General features: G+C 51.5%; 17 protein-coding genes. 14 read left to right on the top strand and 3 right to left on the bottom strand.

Features of this window, described 5'->3' with window-relative positions:
* The first annotated feature begins 19 nt into the window (after positions 1 to 19).
* The 12 genes from HMPREF1212_RS26555 (at position 20) to HMPREF1212_RS05210 (ending at position 13940) form a co-directional block, all read left to right on the top strand.
* Complete coding sequence (locus tag HMPREF1212_RS26555) at positions 20 to 985, top strand: FimB/Mfa2 family fimbrial subunit (RefSeq protein WP_157316950.1); 966 nt, start codon at positions 20 to 22, stop codon at positions 983 to 985.
* 59 nt (positions 986 to 1044) lie between these two features.
* Entirely contained in the window at positions 1045 to 3804 is a 2760-nt protein-coding gene (locus tag HMPREF1212_RS05260) for a fimbrial protein (protein ID WP_046148666.1), read from the top strand.
* Positions 3805 to 3954: 150 nt separating this feature from the next.
* On the top strand, positions 3955 to 6201 hold the full coding sequence (locus tag HMPREF1212_RS05255; protein WP_046148665.1) for a fibrobacter succinogenes major paralogous domain-containing protein: 2247 nt from the start codon (positions 3955 to 3957) through the stop codon (positions 6199 to 6201).
* 87 nt (positions 6202 to 6288) lie between these two features.
* Positions 6289 to 6831, top strand: a complete 543-nt coding sequence (locus tag HMPREF1212_RS05250) for a DNA-binding domain-containing protein (protein ID WP_046148664.1) — start codon at positions 6289 to 6291, stop codon at positions 6829 to 6831.
* A 317-nt stretch (positions 6832 to 7148) separates the two neighbouring features.
* On the top strand, positions 7149 to 7457 hold the full coding sequence (locus HMPREF1212_RS05245) for a nucleotidyltransferase domain-containing protein (protein WP_046148663.1): 309 nt from the start codon (positions 7149 to 7151) through the stop codon (positions 7455 to 7457).
* Positions 7454 to 7849 carry a HEPN domain-containing protein gene (locus tag HMPREF1212_RS05240; protein ID WP_046148662.1) on the top strand — a complete coding sequence of 132 codons (396 nt, stop codon included), beginning with the start codon at positions 7454 to 7456 and terminating at the stop codon, positions 7847 to 7849. The genes HMPREF1212_RS05245 and HMPREF1212_RS05240 overlap by 4 nt, the downstream gene beginning before the upstream one ends.
* A 101-nt stretch (positions 7850 to 7950) precedes the next feature.
* Positions 7951 to 8715 (top strand): DNA-binding domain-containing protein, encoded by a 765-nt coding sequence (locus HMPREF1212_RS05235; protein WP_046148661.1) that lies wholly within the window; start codon positions 7951 to 7953, stop codon positions 8713 to 8715.
* A 176-nt stretch (positions 8716 to 8891) separates the two neighbouring features.
* On the top strand, positions 8892 to 11189 hold the full coding sequence (locus tag HMPREF1212_RS05230; RefSeq protein WP_046148660.1) for a fibrobacter succinogenes major paralogous domain-containing protein: 2298 nt from the start codon (positions 8892 to 8894) through the stop codon (positions 11187 to 11189).
* Positions 11190 to 11343: 154 nt separating this feature from the next.
* A complete protein-coding gene (locus HMPREF1212_RS05225; RefSeq protein ID WP_046148659.1) occupies positions 11344 to 11598 on the top strand; it encodes a DUF6364 family protein in 255 nt (84 codons plus the stop codon).
* Positions 11595 to 12008 (top strand): type II toxin-antitoxin system VapC family toxin, encoded by a 414-nt coding sequence (locus HMPREF1212_RS05220; RefSeq protein WP_046148658.1) that lies wholly within the window; start codon positions 11595 to 11597, stop codon positions 12006 to 12008. The genes HMPREF1212_RS05225 and HMPREF1212_RS05220 overlap by 4 nt, the downstream gene beginning before the upstream one ends.
* A gap of 101 nt (positions 12009 to 12109) precedes the next feature.
* Positions 12110 to 13651: a fimbrial protein gene (locus HMPREF1212_RS05215; RefSeq protein ID WP_046148657.1), complete on the top strand. Its 1542-nt coding sequence runs from the start codon at positions 12110 to 12112 to the stop codon at positions 13649 to 13651.
* 13 nt (positions 13652 to 13664) lie between these two features.
* Positions 13665 to 13940 carry an HU family DNA-binding protein gene (locus HMPREF1212_RS05210; protein ID WP_046148656.1) on the top strand — a complete coding sequence of 92 codons (276 nt, stop codon included), beginning with the start codon at positions 13665 to 13667 and terminating at the stop codon, positions 13938 to 13940.
* Positions 13941 to 13975: 35 nt separating this feature from the next.
* On the opposite strand, the gene HMPREF1212_RS05205 is transcribed toward HMPREF1212_RS05210, so the two are convergent.
* The 3 genes from HMPREF1212_RS05205 to HMPREF1212_RS05195 all read right to left on the bottom strand — a co-directional run bounded on the left by HMPREF1212_RS05205 (position 13976) and on the right by HMPREF1212_RS05195 (position 17399).
* Entirely contained in the window at positions 13976 to 15625 is a 1650-nt protein-coding gene (locus tag HMPREF1212_RS05205) for a Gfo/Idh/MocA family oxidoreductase (protein ID WP_046148655.1), read from the bottom strand.
* Between the two features lie 4 nt (positions 15626 to 15629).
* Complete coding sequence (locus HMPREF1212_RS05200) at positions 15630 to 16136, bottom strand: DoxX family membrane protein (protein WP_028727398.1); 507 nt, start codon at positions 16134 to 16136, stop codon at positions 15630 to 15632.
* 75 nt (positions 16137 to 16211) lie between these two features.
* Entirely contained in the window at positions 16212 to 17399 is a 1188-nt protein-coding gene (locus HMPREF1212_RS05195; RefSeq protein WP_046150234.1) for a class I SAM-dependent methyltransferase, read from the bottom strand.
* Positions 17400 to 17705: 306 nt separating this feature from the next.
* Between HMPREF1212_RS05195 and trpB the strand changes: the two genes are divergently transcribed.
* Both trpB and HMPREF1212_RS05185 read left to right on the top strand, forming a co-directional pair.
* The gene (gene trpB, locus HMPREF1212_RS05190) at positions 17706 to 18893 is read left to right on the top strand and encodes a tryptophan synthase subunit beta (RefSeq protein WP_046148654.1); all 1188 of its coding nucleotides are present in this window, start codon (positions 17706 to 17708) and stop codon (positions 18891 to 18893) included.
* Between the two features lie 3 nt (positions 18894 to 18896).
* A complete protein-coding gene (locus tag HMPREF1212_RS05185) occupies positions 18897 to 20303 on the top strand; it encodes an anthranilate synthase component I family protein (RefSeq protein ID WP_028727395.1) in 1407 nt (468 codons plus the stop codon).
* Positions 20304 to 20306: the final 3 nt, after the last annotated feature.

Here is a 20306-nt window from a genome sequence, read left to right as displayed (position 1 = left end):
TCTCTATACATATATATTATTGGTCGTTATCCTGTCCGCCTGCGACATCGACGCCCCGCTTCCCGACTGCGACTACAACGCCCGTCTGGAATACTGGTACGTCTTCACCGGCACCGACAACGAAATCCCCGATTACGTCGACACGATGAACGAATACCTCTTCGACGCCGACGGCATCCTCCGCCAGGTCAGGTCGTTGGAAGGCGACAGCCTCCTGGCCCACGAACTGACCGTTTCCCCCGGCACCTACACCCTGGTCAGCTGGGGCAACCTCGACGGCCGAAGCCGCATCGCCCCCGCCATCATCGGTCAAACCCGCCTCTCGGAAATCCGCCTGGAGCACAACGACATAGCGACAGAAAGTATCCTTTCCCCTCTCGAGAGGGGGCAGGGGGTGTGTCAAAGCCACCCCAACACCGAACCCCTCTACTATGCCACCGACATCCTGGAAGTCCCCCGCTCCGGCATCATTCGCAAGCGCATCAACACCACCCATGCCCACGCCCTGTTGCGCGTCACGGCCAAATGGCTCCGCGACATCCCGGCCAACACGAAAGACTTCGCCTTCACCCTCCGCGGCATCCCCGCGGCAGCCGGTTTCGACGTCGCCGAGCGTGTCAATACCTCGGTCGACAACCGGACAGGCGAACAATGGATATACGCCATCCCCCGGATGGACGAAACAACCCTCTGCGACCACCGCGCCGACGCCTCGATGCGTCCGAACCGCACGGTGACAGGCGACCTGATAACCTATCGCTATACGGACAACACCCGCCTGCTCTTCCGTATCTGGGCAGGCGACCGCCCACTGATCCGCGAGGTGAACCTGACGGAGTTTTTCCGGGCCATGAGCATCCCCTTCACCCGCAATATCCGTCAGGAATTCTCCATCGTCGTCACCATCGACGGCGACAACATATCCGTCTCCTTCGCCGGCGTCAGCGATTGGGAAGACGGCGGAACCATCGGAGGGGCGATGTAAGAATCAAACAGTGAATTACTAAATAAACACTAAGTATTAATTATTAAACAAATTGTGTTATGAGAACAAAGTATTTTTTATTCGTACTGATCGCTCTGTTATTCGGAGCCTGTACAGATGATGAAATCGGAGGCCAGGGCGGCGGAAGCGGCCAGCAGCCGGAAGCGGGCAAAACAGCCTTTGGGTTTGCCCTGAAAGATTTTGCCAAAGGAAGTGTCCCCCTGTCGAAAGCCGATCCCGATCCGCTCGACAAGCTCCCGGCTTCGGTAGCCGAATCGACCATCGACAGCCTTTCCATCTACGTATTCGACCAGCATGCCGATACCCCTTACGACTCCACGACAACGATCTTCGTGGAGGAGTTCAAGCTCGACGGCCTCCAACTCGTCCCCTCCGGTACCGACAAACAGGCCACCATCCAATTGAGCGGACTCGGTAAGAAGAAAATCTATTTCATCGCCAACGCGATCGGCCAGCAGGACATGGACAAACTGAAACTCGGTGAAACCACCGAAGCCCAGTTCCTCGCCATGAAGACCAACGCCCTGAGCAAGGCCGACCAACTGACCTGCCCGCTCATCATGACCGCTATCGACTCGGTAGATATCAAGGAGAACACAACAGGCACCGACCCAGCTCCTGTCACCGGCAACGCCACCGAGATCACCCAGGGCGCCGTCGTCACCGGCCGCACGATCACCCTCAAACGCATCGTCTCCCGTTTCGATATCGAGAACAATGCCGAGACGAGCGACCTCGTAATCGAAAGCATCGTCCTCAACAAAGTCCACCCGACCGCCCTGATCAACAAGGTGGCCAACTTCAACGCCACGAAGAACAGCGAATACACCTATTCGAACGACCCGCAGCTCGACGAAACGGAAGCCTTCGACTTCACCCGCTACCCGAATGCCAACACCGGCCGCGTGGCCAGCACCTTCTACGTCTACCCCAACCTGGATAAGGGTGACGGCACCGACGGCGAAGGAACCGATACCTCCGGTCGTTTCTACCTCACCCTCTACGGCAAGACAAAGAAAACAGGCGCGAAAGTGGTCTACAATGTCTATATGTATAAGGATAATGCCGACCAGACGAAAGACCCGGTCATCATCAAGCCCAACAACCAGTACCTGATCAAGATCAACGATCTCGACCCGACCCGCCTGAAAGCCACCATCACCGTACAGGACTGGCTGATCGGCGACACCATCTCCTACGAAATGTCGTTGGGCAGCATCGCCCTGAGCTGTGTGGAATTCCCGCTCACAGAGGTAACCACCGGCGGTTCCGGCCAGTTGCTCACCCTCCCCGCCGCCCGCGCCGATGGTAACGGCCGTCCGGTCAACGTAGCCGTAGATGCCGTCAGCGAATGGGAGTTGGCCAAAGGCTACAACGCCGCCTGGATCGACACGACCACCAACATCGACCCCACCGACCTGCCCGTCGGCACACAGGCCACCCTGCTGCCGCAGACAGCAAACCCATACCAGACCGACCGCCGCGGCACGCTGGTGTTCCGCAACGTACAACGCCCGTCCATCATGCAGACCCTCGTTGTCGTACAGAAAGGGAACGCAGCAGCCACCGTCCCGGTAGCCATCGGTAAACTGAGTGCAGCGGCCGACTATACCGTTGTGAACCGCCCCACCGACGGAACCACCGATGCCGTAGGCGTCACGGAGAAAACCGATACCCTGATGCTGGCAGCCACAGGTGGCGGCAATCCGACCCTTCTGGAAAATACCGAATATAAGGACATCGTAATCAATGTTGACAGTTGCAGCGACAAGACAACCTCCATCCAGCAGGAATGGGGCATCCGCGTCGACGTGATCGACTCCACCTGGATACACGTCACCGACCAGCCGGGTATCAACCGACACGGCAAGAGCTTTAAGTTCGACCTCCTGGCCAACGACACCACCCTGACGCGCACCGGAACCATCCGCCTCTACGACCGGCAGGATGCCACCATCTACCGCGACCTCGTGATCATTCAGGCAGGTAAAGGCGGCACGGGAGAGATCGAAAAAGTGGAAGAACGCACCGCCGACGGATTTACCGACCTGGTAGCAGGTGCAGGAGAAGATCCGCAGCATTACGACTATACGCTGGGTATCCCGGTAAATAAGACGACCGACAAACCGTACCGGATCAAGCTGACCACCAACGCCGCCTGGTCGATCGACGACCTGGGCGACACCGCCTACCGTAACTGGCTGAAAGCCTATGCCCTCGACGGCACCAACAAACGCATCATGAGCGGCACGGGCGATGCCGTGATCGAGATCGGCACCACCCTCAACGACAGTGCCAGCGTGCGCACGGGCTTCGTCACCCTCCGCCTGGCTACCGGCGTGAAGGTGATCAAGGTGACACAGGCGGCTTCCGCTCCGTCGATCACCCTCGACGACCGCCATCTGGCCACCAAGCATATCGACTTCCCGGCTGCAAAAGCCGATGGCTCCGCCATCTACGAAGCCGCCCAGTTCATCACCAACGACAACTGGACGGTAGAGGCTTTCGCCTATGAAGCCGACGGCACCACCATCAGCACGAACAAGGCCACCTGGCTGACCTTCAGCAATGCCAAGGCCGCCGATCCGACCGCCGCCATCACCGGAGGCAGCGGCAGCACCTTGCTCCGCATCAATGCCGCCGACCAGACGGAAGCCGGAGGAGCCGGATCTGGTGCAGCCGCCCGCAGCGCCGCCGTCGTAATCAAATGCAAGAACGCCGCCGCCCCTACCGATGCCGATGGCACCAGCATCACCCTCGACATCTATCAGGCGGGTATCGAAGCAACCGCTCCTTGATATAGCGTCGGGAGTATCCTTTCCCCTCTTGAGAGGGGGCAGGGGGTGTGTTATTATCCCGCCCTGAAACAGGCTCTAACACACCCCTTTATCCCCTCTCGAGAGGGGAAACAGTTACCATCAGTTTATAAATCAACAAATTAAAAGAACATGAAACAATACCTATTCATCCTACTATCCTTCCTCCTGGCTTCCTGTGCCGAACAGGAAATCGGCCATGAGACCCCCGGGGGCATCCCCGGCGAAGGCCTCCGCCTCTCCGTCCGGCTCGGCAACGGCACCGCCACCCGCGCCCTGGGCGACCCCTTCCTTTCCGGAAGCGAAGAGAAACGCATCGACCGCCTCGCCTTCTTCGTCCACACCGACGAGGACGGCCTGCAAATCTACCCCCCTGTCCCCGACGACGTGACCGACGCCACCGCAGCAGCCACCGACTACCCGAACAACGTCTACCTGGCCGAAACTGCCCCGGACAGCCGCCAGTACACCGCCGACGTCACCCTGACGGCCGGCGGCGGCTACATGGCCGACATCGTAGCCGTAGCCAACCTCCCGAAAGACTACGACTACAACCAGATCGTCACCTGGGACGGCCTCCAGGACAGCGTCACCGTCTGGGCCGCCGAAATGCCGGCATGCACGCCCGGCACAGGCCTCGACGACCCCGACCGCCGTGCTCTCATAATGTACGGCTACACCCGTGAGGAACTGGCGAAGGAAGAAACCAACGCCTTCACCCTCGCCCTCGAACGCCTGGTAGCCCGCATCGACATCACCAACGAAGCCTATGTGCCCGGCATGACCACCGACGACCCGAAAGGCGGCTTCCTGCTGACCTCCGTCCGCGTATTGCAAGCCCGCCCGGCGAGTTATATCACGCCGCAGCCGGGTTACACCTCGCCCGACGTCGCCACCATCAGTGACTGGCAGGTAACCGATATCCCCTACGGCAAAGCGTCCGCCCTCGCTCCCGACGCCAACCCGACCCGCGAGCCGGAGGCCGTAGACGCTGCCGCCGCCGAAGCCGATGCCACCCTGCAATACCTCTGGCGCACCCTCTACACCTACGAGAACAGCGACACGGAGCATGCCCCGACCGCCCTCGAGATAAAAGGCGCCTTCCGCGGCACGGAGGTAACCCGCCGCATCGACTTTATCGACGCCGACAAACAGCCCGTCCCCCTCGTCCGCAACCACCGTTATCTGGTACGCATCCTCCCCGCCCCCGGCCAGACGGATATCACCTTCGACATCAAGGTGGCGGAATGGGATGCGGTGGATACGGTACAGGTGAAGCCGGATCAGACGGCGGTGCCTGAGATTACGAAAATCGAAACGAACGGAGAGTATAATAAAGATAAAAAAAATATAGACTTATATTATACTCAGGATGGCACGATCAGTTTCGACGCCTCCTGTAGTTTCGCCCCGGATGTCCGTGTAAAATACGATGAACCGCAATACGGCAACTGGATCACTATTGAGAAATCCGAACCGGAATTGATCACTAAAGCCACGAACATTTACAAACGTCATTTCAAGATCACTTTCTCTAAAATGGCAGATAAAGGTATGCGCCATGCTACGCTGCTGGTGCATAACGGAGGTAGCGAAGTGGAATGTGATACCATATTTGTGCGGCATACGATCACTTATCCGGGAACGGATCTGGAGGGAATACCGGTAGAAAAGGATGGTGTAACGACGATTTGGGCGCCGGTGAATTGTGGGGCGACACGGTTGCCAACAATGATTTATCAAGCAGATGGAACATTAACTCCAGAACAGTTGCATGGCAATCAAGAACAAATAGGAAATTTGTATCAATGGGGAAGAAAAGTTCCTTTTAAGCCTTTGGATGACGGGCAATATGCGGATTTTGTAAAAATCACAGATATGTCACAATTTGTAACATATGAAGAGGGTACAGTTTCGGGATATGCAGATGATAAATTTATAATATCAGAGCTACTCCAAAATGGCTATTGTTGGTTTCGTTTTTACCTTATGGATGACCCTGATTTTTCACCAACAATAAAAAATGCAGGGTACACTTGGCCTTCTCAAAATGACCCTTGTCCGAAAGGATGGAGAATTGCTAATAAAGAGGAATGGACAGTTGTTGTAAATGAAATGAAGTCTGATAAAATAAATGCTGATAAAAGAATATGGATAGCATCATCGATTTCGGGTTTTGTTGTTCCTCTGTGTGGTGCGTTGAATATAGAGAGGGGTATATATGAATTCCAACGAACAGATTACCATACATCTTCTTATACTATAAGTGGTACTAATCCTATAGGCCCATCTTTTGAACCAAGTGATATTGTTTCAATGCGTTCGAATCATTGGTATGGTTACGGTTTACCGCTCCGTTGTGTTGCAAAAAAGTTATAGTTATTGTAAAAATGATAATATAACAGTTTAATATATTAATACTCTAGTCCAAATAACATAACGAATAACCATTATAATAACATCATCATGAACTCAATCCTCCGCGTTTACGCCTACCGCAACGCCTTGAAGAAGCCCGCAGGTCCTTTTTACTACCTGCGTGCTCTTTCGTTGGGGCGTTTGGATATCGGCGATATCATCGCCCGTATCTCCCGGTTGCCTTTTGCCATCTCTCCCCAGGAATACGCCTTGCTGGTAACGATCTTCCTGGATGAATGCATCGCAGCAACGGCCGAAGGCTATCATATCGCCACCCCGCAGATGCGTTGGTCGCCCACCATCCGCGGCACCATCGGCCCCGCCGACCTATGGCGCACCTTTGCCCCCGGCCGCCTCCCGGTCTCCTTCAACCTGACTCCCGGCCCCACCGCCCGCCAAGCCGCCACCGAAATCACCATCCAGGCCTGCGGCGAAGCAATGCCCAAAGCCCGTGGCCGGAAGGCAGGTGCCCCGGGTGTCGGTACCCCGGAAGCCTCCGCTCCGGAAGTCGGTACTCCGGGAACTGGAGCCCCGAAGGCCAGTGATCCGGAAAGCGGCACCCCAAAAGGCGCCCCTAAAGGTAGCCCGTAGCCCTACTGCCATACGAGGCCAGCCTCGTGCCGCAGGCTCTCTTTTGCCGTCGGTTTCAACCGACGGATATTAAACCAAGAGGCCAAGCCTCTTCCTCTGTGGGTTTCAACCCCTTTGAAAAATCAGGCCTACCCTTATCATAAAGGGGCTAAAGCCCACAGAGGATTTCTCTTTTTTCCCCTTCGGGAACCGTCGGTTAAAACCGACGGCAAAAGAGAGGCTAAAGCCTTCGGGCTAATTTATTGATAGCGTTCTTTGACATGTTGGGGGAATTGAAATAAATATTGCTATATTTGTTGATCTAAAATTGATGTTTTATGAAACGTCCGGAAATAGTAAAAGCAATAAAGAAAGTCTTAAAACAGGTGGCACCCGATGCTACTGCAATACTTTATGGCAGCGAAGCACGTGGTGACGCTCGTCCTGATAGTGATATTGACTTGCTGATATTGGTAGACAAGGAACGTATTTCATTAGAAGACGAAATGCGTATCATGGAACCGATATATGAGATCGAACTTCAGTCCGGTGTTCAAATCAATCCTTTCTTCGAAACGCTAAAAAAATGGGGAAAGCACATTACTCCTTTTTATCTAAATGTAATGAAAGAAGGAGTTGCTTTATGAACGACGAACTAAGAAAAGAGATCATTCAGTATCGTATGGAGTCGGCTGAAGCATTATTAAAGGAAATAGACAGCCATATCAATAATGGTTTTTATAATACGGCTGTCAACCGGATGTATTATGCTTGCTTTTACTCCGTAAGTGCTTTATTGCTTCATCATCTCGTAGATGGTGTTAAAACGCATGAGGGTGTCCGGCAAATGTTCGGAAAGCATTTCGTCACCACAGGTTTATTACCTAAAGATTTTGGAAAGTTTTATACAATTCTGTTTGCAAGACGAAGTGCAGCCGATTATGAAGATTTTTTAAACTATGACGAACAATCTGTACGGGAACTACAACCTAAAACGGAAGCCTTTATAAAAGCAGTACATAATCTAATCAATAAGTAATATCTTATCAAACTTTTCCCCCAACATGTCAAACCCATGTTGGGGGATTTTTTTATCCTCTGACATATATTATAAAATGTAACATTTTAAAACATAACACTATGTCAGACATTAAATTATACGCAGATCTTTACGACAACGCGTTAACAGAAAAAGAGGGCGATTGCACGGCACGCCCGCGTATCAACGGAACATTGTATAATGCGGATATTGCACGTCGCATCGTGGAGAAACGTACGGAATACCGTCCGGAGACAATCGAGAATATCCTCACCATGGCCGACGAGGAGAAGTCGATCGGCCTGGCCAGCGGGATGAGTGTGGTAGACGGCGTGGGCCAGTATCTGCCGCAGATCAAAGGCGTTTTCGACAAGCCGACCGACCCGTTCGATCCGGCCAAGCATACGCTCTTTGTGGCCTACACGGCCGGTAAGACGTTGAGAAAGAAGCTGAAAGAAACAGTGGTCGTGACCAACGGCCAGGCTACCGTAGGCCCGGTGATCGGCGGACTGACCGACTCGTCGACAGGCAAGGACGACGGAACCTTTACCCCCGGTATGCCGATCGTGGTAGGCGGCAACAATATCAAGATCACCGGTGCAAGCGAGGCCAACGGCTTCTATTTCATTCCCGCAGCCGATGGCAGTACTCCTGTCAAAGCGACTGTGATCGTGCATAACAATCCCTCGCAACTCACCGTCATGGTGCCTGCTACCTTGCCGGAAGGCGACTACTATATCAGTGTCACCACCCAGTACAGCCGATCAGCCATCGTGAAGGAACCCCGTAGCTATAAGTATCCCGTCCTGCTGAGCACTGCCGGTAGCGGTGGCGGCGGAGAAGACGACCGTCCGGTCATCGAATAAACGGACATCATCAGGAAAGGCTGTCGGTAGTGCTACCGACAACAGTACAGTAACGCTATCGACAACGATTCAGTAACGTTACTGTCACCGGCTCAACCGCCCTACTGACGACGACTCAGTAGCGTTACTGACAGCCATTCAATAAACCGACTTTCACAATTAAACACAAAAGAATTATGAGACAGATAAAAATAAGACATTGGATATCCATCCTGCTCCTGCCGCTGGCCGCTTTTTATAGCTGCAACGTCGAGGAGATCAACCGGGGAGACGACACACCGCTTCCCGAGGGCATAACGCGCCTGACGGCCACCGTGGGCTCCGGCCTGAAAACCCGTGCGGTTGGCGACCTGCTGGGCGATGCCACCAACGACGAGAAACGTATCGACCGCCTGGCTTTCTTCGTGCATACCGAAGCGGAAGGCATGCAGGTGTACGAACCGGCCAAAACGGGCGAGACGCACACAGACTTCCCCAACAAGGTACAACTGGAAGCAACCGTCCCGGGCGACCCGTCGGGTGGTTATACCGCCACCGTCGACCTGACGACGGGTGCGGGCTACGATGCCGACATCATCGCTGTAGCCAACCTGCCGGAAGATTACGACTACAGCCAGATCGTCTCCTGGCAGGGATTGCTCGACAGCGTGGCCGTCGGTACCTTCACCTCCTCGATGCCGCTTTGTACGGGCAACGACGGGGCGGCCCACGACAACGCTTTCGTGATGTACGGCTCGACCACCGTCGCCCTGCATAAGGAGAAGGAGGAGACCTTCAACCTCTCCCTCGAACGCCTGACAGCCCGTATCGACATCACCAACGAGGCATACGTGGCGGGCATGACGGACGACGACCCGAAAGGCGGCTTCCTGCTGACGGGGGTACGTATCCTGCATGCCCGTCCGCAGAGTTATATCGTGCCGCAAATGGATTATGTATCGCCCGACGTGGCAACGGTCAGCGACTGGAAGGCAACGCCCGACCAGATACGTCTCGTCAAGATAGACGGTGAAAACGCCACCGATGTAACCGACGGCACACCCGACGAACAGGCCACCGCCACTTGTCAGCGTATCTGGCATTCGCTCTACACCTACGAGAACCACGAGACGGAGCATGCTCCGACAGGCCTCGAGATCACAGGGAAATTCCGTGGCTTGTCCGTAACGCGCCAGATCCCGTTCGAAGTGACGGAGACCGACGGCACGAAACGGGCTGTCCCCGTGGTTCGCAACCATCGTTATCTGGTATCGATCAAGCCGGCTCCGGGACAGACCGACCTCACCTACTCGGTACAGGTGGGCGAATGGAATGCGGTCGATACGGTCAACGTACAGCCGAACCAGGATCAGCTGCCGGTGGTAACAAATGTGATCTGTGCCGAAGCCTCCAAATCGTATGGGGGTGACCTGGCAGGTGGCATTATGCCCGACACGCTCGTCGTCCCTGCCGATGGCGGAACGCTCACCTTCACCGCCTCCTGCCCTTTCGACACGCGCGTCACCGCCGAGTATTTCTCCCCGGAGGATGGCAACAGCTGGCTGGAAGTAACCGACCGCTCGGAAGCAACCGTAACCAAAGGAGATATCAGCCTGGCACGGGAGTACACGGTTACGATCAAACCGAGTCTTGATCTGAAGGCAGGCCTCGACAAAGACCCCACCTACACCAACGCCTACGTCAACCGCGCTTACCTCTATATCGCCAACGGCGGCAATGGCTCGGTAGTCGACACAGTAGTCGTCTATCAGGGAACGGATATTCCCTACTCAGACACACGATTCGCCGCCGTCACCTTAGGCGAAGCAAATGGCAAAGAGATTGTCTGGGCGCCGTTGAATGTAGGGGCGACGGAGCTGACGACGGGGCTGGTGGAGGTACCACAACCTACCGATCCAGGGTTTACATCAGCTATACAAGCTAATGAACTTCAATGTGGTTCTTATTTCCAATGGGGAAGAAAGACACCGTTCAGTTATTCAGCAAGTCAAACAGCAAAGACAACATCAACCCAATTTAATAGCGTAGAAGAAGCAGAAAGCAGTACACTCCGTTATTATAACAGCGTGGAAGATTCATGGCTATCAGGAGGCCTACCTCCAAATTTATGGAATGCAAAAGGTACAGTAGTAGGAGAATCGGAAAGCGTAACCGATATTGAGAAAACAGCCTATGACCCTTGCCCGACCGGATGGCGCATTCCAACAAAAACAGAATTAGAGGCTTTAAAGGCAACTGGCATGACGCATGAGAATAATAGTTCTAAAAATTATACTTCTATAAAAAAAGCAAATGCAGAACTAAGATTACCAAAAGGGGGTGGTATAACCTCCATAGCATCATTTATGTGTATTGAAAGCCTTTGCTGGTCTTCTACATTATCAGCCACCCGCGGGTATATGTGGGTTACCAATAATTGGGGGATCTGTCCTTTTACTGGATTCTGCGTCCCTATCCGTTGCGTCCAGGAGTAACTTACCGGATTTCATATCCGGTCTCTTTTAAATACTTTCCGCTCAAAAGGGAAGTAACATAACGTTCTTTGACATGGTGGGGGATTAAATATAAATGAGGTGAGAACATGGTTGTTACTGGAATTTGTTATCTTTGCGAAAAAGTGAATGAACTATGGATACAAGATTAACATTAAAGCTCAATGAGTCTGTTATCGAAAAGGCGAAAGAATATGCCAAAACGCATAACATCAGCCTATCGAAAATAGTAGAGCAGTACCTCAGTTCTATTGTCGCAAAATCGGATATTTCGCCAAAAGAAATAGAATTAACCCCTTTAGTAAAGGAATTAAGCGGTGTAATAACGATACCGGCTGATTACGATTGCAAAAAGGATTATATTGATTATTTAGAAAAGAAATATCAATGAAAAGTCTATTCCTCGATACGAATATAGCTGTTGATTTGCTGGCAAAACGTGAACCATTTTATTCAGCCTCTGCTCCTATTTTTGCAATGGGTGACAGAGGTATGGTTCAATTATTCATTTGTTCTTTATCTTTTTCTACGATCTTTTACTTACTTCGTAAGCAGGTCGGAAAGGAAAAAGCAATGTTAATTCTTCGTAGTTTCCGAAAATTAGTCCGTGTTTTACCTGTAAATGATGATATTGTAGATAAAGCCTTGCAGTCTTCATTTACAGATTTTGAAGATGCGATACAGTATTATTCAGCTGTAGAAAGCGGAATAGATACAATCATAACTCGCAATGTAAAAGATTTTAAAAATGCAAATACTTTGGTAGTGACTCCTGAAGATTATCTAAAATCTTGCCATTAAAGACTTTTCGTCGCTTTATATCGAATCCCCCGCCATAAATATATATGACGGGGATTTTTTTGCCTCGTCGTGAATGTATAACTTATATAAAACGACGAATTATGAAACATTATTTATATCTGTCGGCCTTATTACTGGCCGGCGTTTTCCTCGGAGGTTGTTCGGAGGATGAAATCGTGAAAGAAGATGAAGGCATTGAAGTGCCGGCCGACGGTGCGCGCCTGCAACTCTCTTTCAGGCACGGCACGGCGACACGTGCCATCGGCGAGTCGTTTGCCGCGACTACCGAAGAAAAGAAGATCAACAAACTTTCCTTCTATGTCTATCCCGCCAAAGAGGCGGATCAGGAATTCGTTCCTTTCCAGCGTTATATGTTCGATATGACGGATGTCACCGTTGCCGCCCCACTGGAAAAAGACAGTGTGACCATCACGCAGACAGCCGACGGCGAATATACCTGCGACTTTATCCTGCGTGAAGGAGCCGGTTTCGATTGCCGGGTGGTGGCTATCGCCAATGCCTCCGATGCATTCGACGAGACAAACAACCAGAATACCTATGCCAAATTGCAGGAAGCCCTGTTCGACGCATCCGTCATGCCCTCTACACCGTCTACCACCCCGAAGGACGACGGCAATTACGGCCTGATGATGTATGCAGAGAACCACGGGATGATCCGCAAATCGACAACTACCGGCATGAATTTCCAAATGCAACGCCTCGCCGCCCGCATCGACATCACCAACCGGGCTTTCAATAAAGAGAAGCCGGAAGAGGGTTTCGTGCTCGAAGCTGCCCGCGTGATAAATGCCAAGCGGCAGAGCTACGTGATACCGGCCATCGACGAACCGTGGACGGCCCCTTGCCTGACAACCGATTACACCTGGGTAGACAATAGCGGAGAAAAGAAAATCCTCGTATTTGCCCAAACCGGTACGCCCGGTGCCGACGGCATCGACCAGATAGACGACCAGATGACCGCCGGAACCATCGAGCAACGCCTTTGGCACGAACTCTACACCAGCGAGAATGACGACAACAACACGGCGACCTCGACAACGATCGAGATTAAAGGTAAGTTTCGCGACGCCCCTTTCACCCGTGTGATCCCCTTCGTGAACAAGGATAAAACACCTGTGATGATCGAACGCAACCACCGCTATCTGGTACTGATCAGCCCGGCTCCCGACCAAATGGACGTGACCTTCAATATCCAAGTGGCCGACTGGGACGCCGTCGATACCATCAACGTGAAGCCGACACAAAAGGTTGTACCGGAACTGGCCGACATCACCTGCAGCGGGACAGGCGGCAGCTATACGGCAGATAATAAAACGATAGAATACCCGGCAACAAGTACGGATGCATCCTTTACCTTCAGCGCCGTCTGTCCGTTCGATACGGATACAAAAGTGGTTTACCCGGAAGGGTATGAAGGTGGGGAATGGATAGAGGTACAACAGGGAGAAGCCACGAGCACAAAAGCCGCCACCGGCTTCAAACGTACCTATACAGTTACCCTGACCGGACAGGAAGCAGTCACCGCCGCCGAACGCTCCGCCTTGCTATTGATACGCAACGCTGCCAATGCCACTGCTCGCGACACACTGCATATCAAACAAACAGTAACAGCAGCACCATAAAAAGGGATCAGATATGAATAAAACAGACCTTATCAAATCCATAGCCGGAAAGACAGGAAATAAAGAGATTGTCTGCCGGCAAATGGTAAAGGCAATGATGGAAACAATGGAGGAAGAACTGGATAAAGGGGAAGGGATCGTCCTGCAGGGCTTCGGTTCTTTCAGGCTCTGGGCGCAAAGCCCACGTATGGGACGGAATCCCCGAACCGGAGCGGCCTGTCCTATTGCCCCCCGTATAAGTGTCAGGTTCAAGGCCGGCAAGGACTTGTTGAAAAAGCTGAACAAATAACAAAAAGAGGCTGTCAAAAACAGCCTCTTTTTCATTTATCCTCTTACTATTTCTTCTTTATCCTTATCCCAGTACATCGTACGTCCTTCCAGATAAGCATGTGTTCCCATATGGGCGGTCATGGCCTCCTGGAATGCGGCATCGATGTTGCAACTCGGCTGTTTGTTCTGACGGATACATTCCAGCCATTCGCGGATATGCAGGTGGGTCGTATCGTAACGCTTACCGCTTACATAGGTATAGAGCAAACCGCGCTGTGCGAAATATAACTCGGTAGGCGACGTGATGGCATCCACCGTACTCTGCCCGGGAACATACGTATAGAACGGTTCATTCGGTTTGATGATGCCCTTGTCGATCTTTTCCTTGTAGATCTCGGATGCAGGATCCGCTTTCAGGGTGATCGTATTGGACAATTCCATCTGTGCATCGTGCCCCATGATCACTTTACCGCGCGGACGGTTGCTGGCCAACGTGGCACTGTAGAGCATCGTCATATCCTTATCCGGAAACTCGAACGTCGTTTGCAGTACATCCGGCACCGTACGTCCGTCCTTGAAATAATAGACACCACCGGAAGAGGTAGCCGAATGGGGAATACCGACATCAAATATCTGGTTGATCGCATCATATTCATGTGTCAGCAAGTCGCCGCTAAGTCCGGTACTGTAATCCCACCAGCAACGCCAGCGGAAGAAGCGTTCGAGACTGAATTTATCACGGGGATCAGGGCCGATATAACGTTGCAGGTTGTTGGAAGTCATATAGTCGGTATATTCCTTGATCCGTTCTTCCGGCCCCTCGAACTGTTTCCAGTCGATCGTCTCGGGAGAAGCGCCGTCGATCAGCGGATAGACCCAGGCACCGTTGGGGTCGTTGCGGTTGGTACACACCTCGATCAACGATACTTTACCGATCAGGCCTTTATCGATGATCTCCTTGGCACGGATATAACTGTCGGTCTGGCGTCCCTGGTGACCCAATTGGAACACGATACCGGTTTCTTTTATTACTTCGCGCACCTTATAAGTTTCAGGCACTGTCCACGACAGCGGTTTCTCTACATAGACATGTTTTCCGGCTTTAGCCGCTTCCATCGCCATCGTACTGTGCCAATGGTCGGGAGTAGCAATGATAACCGCATCGATATCGTCAGCCGCCAACAGTTCCTGATAAGTCCGGTACCGTTTCGGCGCTTTACCGAACGTACCGTTCGATCCTTCACGGTGGATATTGGAGGCGGCCAGTACGGCTGCTTCGCCATACACATCGAAGATATCGCATACGCCGGTCACTTCGATATTCAGGTCGTCCTGTTGCAGGAACTGTTCATAGCGCTTGTCTTTGCTATCGTTCTTTGCCCCTTCGATCAGCCCGTCGATCCAGGAAGGTTCGGCGAAACCGGCCGCACGCATCAGCTGTTTGCCACGGATACCGAAGCCGATCATCCCGATACGTATCTTTTTACCGTCCGGTTGTGCCGGGATCATGTAATGCTCCTTATTGAAATGGAAGGAGCTGCCGAGGCTTTTCGTCTTTTTATCGTATTGCTGTTTCCTGTAAACGCCAAAGCCCAGTGCACCCAGCACAGGAATTGTAGCAAGAGCCTTCAGGGCATTGCGCCGGCCTTCGGATTGGGGCGCCTGATTTTCTTTCGGGGTATTGTTATTATTTTCTGTTGACATGATATTACATTAGTTTGAGTTTAGACAATAAGGGGATCGCTTTCTTCAGGTAACGATCCAGCCCGATAATATGCGAGGTGGGGAAAGCGATAAGCACGGCCAGTGCCGCCATTTCCACCAGGTTCTTGTCTATCCACAGATAAGACCCTTCGAACGGCATCATATACTGTGCGCCGATAAACGAAGGATGGGAAAGGTAATAAAACGCAAGCAATATCATTGCCCCGATAGAAGAGAGTTTGCTGAAAGCACCTGTAATCAGTCCGAGACCGATCAACAACAGCGCCCATTCGTTCAACGCATTCACCATGTTCATCATAGCCGGATCGCTAGCCAACCCGGAGAAAAAGTCAGACATAAACCCTTTGGAGTCCATCAGATAAGGTAAAGAAGTCCATTTCGGATTCAATATCTTTACCAGTCCCTCATAGGCAAAATGCCAGCCAATAAATAACCGCAGTACAACCATCGCGGTCAACTGCGCAGAAGTGTAAGAATCTTTCTGTTTCATTTCATGTATTTGATTTAACGGTCACAAATATAGAAATAAAATCCGTCGATCGAAGACTTTGAAATACATATGAGACTAAAACTTATGGCATTTAACCAATATTTTATCTCCGTTAACTAAGGTAGTTGCAAAAAGGTATACTTTTCCTCCGTCTGCTATCTTTGTGCGCTTACGTAGTTCTTCCACCGGCAACGGAAAGTTCCGAACAGTTATATTGGCTTGCGGAATTGTTTTGACCAAACCTTTGCATAGCTTACCGGTAAAAGGATACACTTCTTCTACTACAAAACTTCTCCCCGGAAAAGTTTCAAGCTTTACATCAGACGTATAAAGATGGCTGCTTACATGCAGTTTCTCCAGAGCGAAAGCGGTAGCCACACTCTTAAAAGCACCGGCTTTCAACAAGGAAGCATTGGGCTCGTAAAGATAGTTTTTCACCTGTCCACCCAAGCGCAGGTCTTCATTGCGTTCATCCTGCAAAGAAAAGGTGAACGATTCTTCCTCTCCGGAACTAGTATAATTAATACAGTGGATAACCGGAGTTTCCACGTTTGCTTCCCGCCCTACCACAAAAAGCAGTTCTTTACATTCGTTCTTTACCGACAACACATGTACTTCGGTTGTTCCGGGTAACAGATCGAGTGTCAACCGGATATCGGCCATCGGCGACAGCTTGGCTATGACCTTGGGAGCATGACGGAACAGTTCCGGCAAAAGGGTAGGGAGATCCGGTTCGCAATCCGATAAGGCAAAAACACGCTTATTCCCTTCGCCACGCCGGGCCGGGTCGATATAAAAGGCATCGACTTCCGGTAATTGGGTAGCCAGTGACGTGCTGTCCCCTTCTATAATAGTGATATTGCCGGCTCCAAGCACGGAGAAGTTGTTGCGAGCCGCTTCACAATAGGCCGGAAAACGTTCTATATAGGTGACATGGCGGGCTTTGCGGGAAAAATAATAACTGTCGATCCCCAGGCCTCCGGTCAGGTCACATAAAGTGTCTCCTTCTTTTACCAACCGTTGTTTATATAAAGCGGTTTGTTCGGACGAACATTGTTCCGCCGATATCTTGGAGGGAAACAGCAGGGCATCATTCATATACCACAAAGGCAGCTTATCCCTGATCTGCCGCCGGGCAGCGATCTGCTCGACTGCAAAAGGAATATCAACCGATGGATAACGGGATGCACTCAACAGCAGACGCGTCAGATCATCGCCTGCATGTTCTTTCACAAATAGCCTGAATTCGTCTGTCTGTATCATGCGGCAAAGATAAGAAGAAATCGGCAGGGATTCCGGCCGAGTAATATTTTTCAAAAAAAAGTATCAAATCATTTGCAGTTTGTAAGAGAATATCTATATTTGCTGCCGTAATAATAAAAACAGTCATGAGAACATTTATAGTAAATACATTTTGGTGGTGGCGCTCTTTACTCCTCAAACGGTCGTAAGGAACGCAGTCCTGTGTATATACTAGTCAAGATATCATAGAAAGGCCTGTCGCACTTGCGACAGGCCTTTTTTCTTTTTCAAACAAACGGAATACAACTAAAATAATATAGCAAAAAGATGAAAACGTATCAAGTGGACAAAAATGGTTACTACGGTGAGTTCGGCGGGGCATACATCCCCGAGATCCTTCACCAGTGTGTGGAAAATTTACAGAACACGTATCTGGATGTACTGGAAAGTGAAAGCTTCAAACAGGAATTCAACCAGCTATTGCGTGATTATGTAGGCCGCCCCTCTCCTCTTTACCTGGCAAAACGGTTAAGTGAAAAGTATAGATGCAAAATCTACCTGAAACGGGAAGACCTGAACCATACAGGAGCACATAAGATCAACAACACGATCGGGCAGATCCTGCTGGCACGCCGCATGGGTAAAACACGTATCATCGCTGAAACAGGAGCCGGCCAGCACGGGGTAGCCACCGCTACCGTCTGTGCCCTGATGAATATGGAATGTATCGTCTATATGGGCAAGACCGATGTGGAACGCCAACACGCTAATGTACAGAAAATGGAGATGCTCGGCGCCACAGTCATCCCTGTCACCTCCGGTAATATGACACTGAAAGATGCGACGAACGAAGCTATCCGCGACTGGTGCTGTCATCCTTCCGATACCTATTATATCATCGGTTCTACCGTAGGCCCTCATCCTTATCCGGATATGGTTGCCCGCCTGCAATCGGTCATCAGCGAAGAGATAAAGAAGCAGCTTCTGGAACAGGAAGGACGCGAAAATCCGGACTATCTGATCGCCTGTGTAGGCGGTGGCAGCAATGCAGCCGGAACGATCTATCATTTCATCGACGACGAACGGGTGAAGCTTGTCCTGGCTGAAGCCGGAGGAAAAGGGATCTGCTCAGGTATGAGCGCCGCCACCATCCAACTGGGTAAGAAAGGGATTATCCACGGAGCCCGTACTCTGGTGATGCAGAGTGAAGACGGACAGATCGAAGAACCTTACTCGATCTCCGCCGGACTGGATTATCCCGGTATCGGCCCGATCCATGCCAACCTCTCCGTTTCCCACCGGGCCTCCATCCTGGCCGTCGATGATGACGAGGCACTGGAAGCCGCTTTCGAACTGACCCGCCTGGAAGGGATCATCCCGGCATTGGAAAGCGCACATGCGCTGGGAGCACTCGGCAAAGTGAACTTTAAACCGGAAGATGTCGTTGTACTGACCGTCTCCGGCCGTGGGGATAAAGATATGGATACCTATATTGAATATAAAAACAGAAAGTAACCGATGAAAAACTATCACTTCAAAACTATAAGCAAACAGGTTCTGGGTGACCTGCATACTCCCGTAAGTATTTACCTGAAAGTACGGGACATTTACCCCGAGTCAGCACTGTTGGAAAGTTCGGACTTCCACGGGAATGAGAACAGCCTTTCGTTTATCGCCCTCTGTCCGCTGGCCAGTATCGGCATCAATAACGGCGAATGTACGGCAACCTTCCCCGACGGGCAGAGCGAAGTAACTCCGTTGACCGAAAGTTATAACGTTGCCGATGCGATGAATGCTTTCCTGAGCCGTTACAGCATAGAAGGTGCCGACAAGAAAGTATGCGGCCTGTTCGGCTACACAGCTTTCGATGCCGTCCGTTACTTCGAGAACATTCCGGTGATGGAAGCCCACCACGAGGAGAACGATGCTCCCGATATGCTATACATATTATATAAGTATATCCTGGTATTCAATCATTTCAAGAACGAACTGACATTAGTCGAACTATTACAGGAAGGTGAAAGCAGCCACCTGCAGGAGATAGAGACACTGATCGAAAACCGTAACTATGCTTCCTATAACTTCCAGACAGCCGGCCCGGAAACTTCTCCTATCACCGGTGAAGAATATAAAGCGATGGTACGCGAAGGCATCAAACACTGCCTGCGTGGCGATGTTTTCCAGATCGTACTGAGCCGCCGCTTCGAGCAACCGTTCAAAGGAGACGACTTTAAAGTGTACCGTGCCTTAAGAAGCGTCAACCCTTCCCCCTATCTGTTCTACTTCGATTTCGGCGGCTTCCGGATCTTCGGATCTTCTCCGGAGACACACTGCAAAGTAGCGGAAGGCCACGCAAGCATCGACCCGATTGCCGGAACAGCATTCCGCACAGGAAATGTAGCACTGGACAAACAACGTACCGAAGCCTTGCTGGCCGACCCGAAAGAGAATGCCGAACACGTCATGCTGGTAGACCTTGCCCGCAACGACCTGAGCCGCAATGCCCACAACGTACAGGTCGACTTCTATAAGGAAGTACAATATTACAGCCATGTGATCCACCTCGTATCCCGTGTAAGCGGCGAGGTAAACAGCGACAGCAATCCTGTTAAGACTTATATCGATACATTCCCTGCCGGAACACTGAGCGGTGCTCCGAAAGTACGCGCCATGCAGTTGATCACCGACCTGGAGAAACATAACCGCGGAGCTTATGGCGGCTGTATCGGGTTTATCGGTCTGGACGGCGATCTGAATCAGGCGATCACCATCCGTACATTCGTAAGCCGCGGCAATGTACTGTATTACCAGGCAGGTGCCGGTATCGTTGCCAAAAGCAATGACGAACGCGAACTTCAGGAAGTTAATAACAAGCTGGGAGCTTTAAAGAAAGCGATCGACCTGGCAGCAAAACTAAAGAATTAAGAT

The sequence above is a fragment of the Parabacteroides sp. HGS0025 genome (assembly GCF_000969845.1).
GTDB classification, from domain to species: domain Bacteria; phylum Bacteroidota; class Bacteroidia; order Bacteroidales; family Tannerellaceae; genus Parabacteroides; species Parabacteroides gordonii.
Note: the sequence above shows the minus strand (reverse complement) of the source record. Positions and strands in the feature narration are given on the sequence as shown.

What these genes read in the sequence shown, in the direction of transcription:
- HMPREF1212_RS05260 (WP_046148666.1), top strand. Translation starts at nt 1,045, where the DNA reads ATGAGAACAAAGTATTTTTTATTCGTACTGATCGCTCTGTTATTCGGA.
- HMPREF1212_RS05255 (WP_046148665.1), top strand. Translation starts at nt 3,955, where the DNA reads ATGAAACAATACCTATTCATCCTACTATCCTTCCTCCTGGCTTCCTGT.
- HMPREF1212_RS05250 (WP_046148664.1), top strand. Translation starts at nt 6,289, where the DNA reads ATGAACTCAATCCTCCGCGTTTACGCCTACCGCAACGCCTTGAAGAAG.
- HMPREF1212_RS05245 (WP_046148663.1), top strand. Translation starts at nt 7,149, where the DNA reads ATGAAACGTCCGGAAATAGTAAAAGCAATAAAGAAAGTCTTAAAACAG.
- HMPREF1212_RS05240 (WP_046148662.1), top strand. Translation starts at nt 7,454, where the DNA reads ATGAACGACGAACTAAGAAAAGAGATCATTCAGTATCGTATGGAGTCG.
- HMPREF1212_RS05235 (WP_046148661.1), top strand. Translation starts at nt 7,951, where the DNA reads ATGTCAGACATTAAATTATACGCAGATCTTTACGACAACGCGTTAACA.
- HMPREF1212_RS05230 (WP_046148660.1), top strand. Translation starts at nt 8,892, where the DNA reads ATGAGACAGATAAAAATAAGACATTGGATATCCATCCTGCTCCTGCCG.
- HMPREF1212_RS05225 (WP_046148659.1), top strand. Translation starts at nt 11,344, where the DNA reads ATGGATACAAGATTAACATTAAAGCTCAATGAGTCTGTTATCGAAAAG.
- HMPREF1212_RS05220 (WP_046148658.1), top strand. Translation starts at nt 11,595, where the DNA reads ATGAAAAGTCTATTCCTCGATACGAATATAGCTGTTGATTTGCTGGCA.
- HMPREF1212_RS05215 (WP_046148657.1), top strand. Translation starts at nt 12,110, where the DNA reads ATGAAACATTATTTATATCTGTCGGCCTTATTACTGGCCGGCGTTTTC.
- HMPREF1212_RS05210 (WP_046148656.1), top strand. Translation starts at nt 13,665, where the DNA reads ATGAATAAAACAGACCTTATCAAATCCATAGCCGGAAAGACAGGAAAT.
- HMPREF1212_RS05205 (WP_046148655.1), bottom strand. Translation starts at nt 15,625, where the DNA reads ATGTCAACAGAAAATAATAACAATACCCCGAAAGAAAATCAGGCGCCC.
- HMPREF1212_RS05200 (WP_028727398.1), bottom strand. Translation starts at nt 16,136, where the DNA reads ATGAAACAGAAAGATTCTTACACTTCTGCGCAGTTGACCGCGATGGTT.
- HMPREF1212_RS05195 (WP_046150234.1), bottom strand. Translation starts at nt 17,399, where the DNA reads ATGATACAGACAGACGAATTCAGGCTATTTGTGAAAGAACATGCAGGC.
- trpB (WP_046148654.1), top strand. Translation starts at nt 17,706, where the DNA reads ATGAAAACGTATCAAGTGGACAAAAATGGTTACTACGGTGAGTTCGGC.
- HMPREF1212_RS05185 (WP_028727395.1), top strand. Translation starts at nt 18,897, where the DNA reads ATGAAAAACTATCACTTCAAAACTATAAGCAAACAGGTTCTGGGTGAC.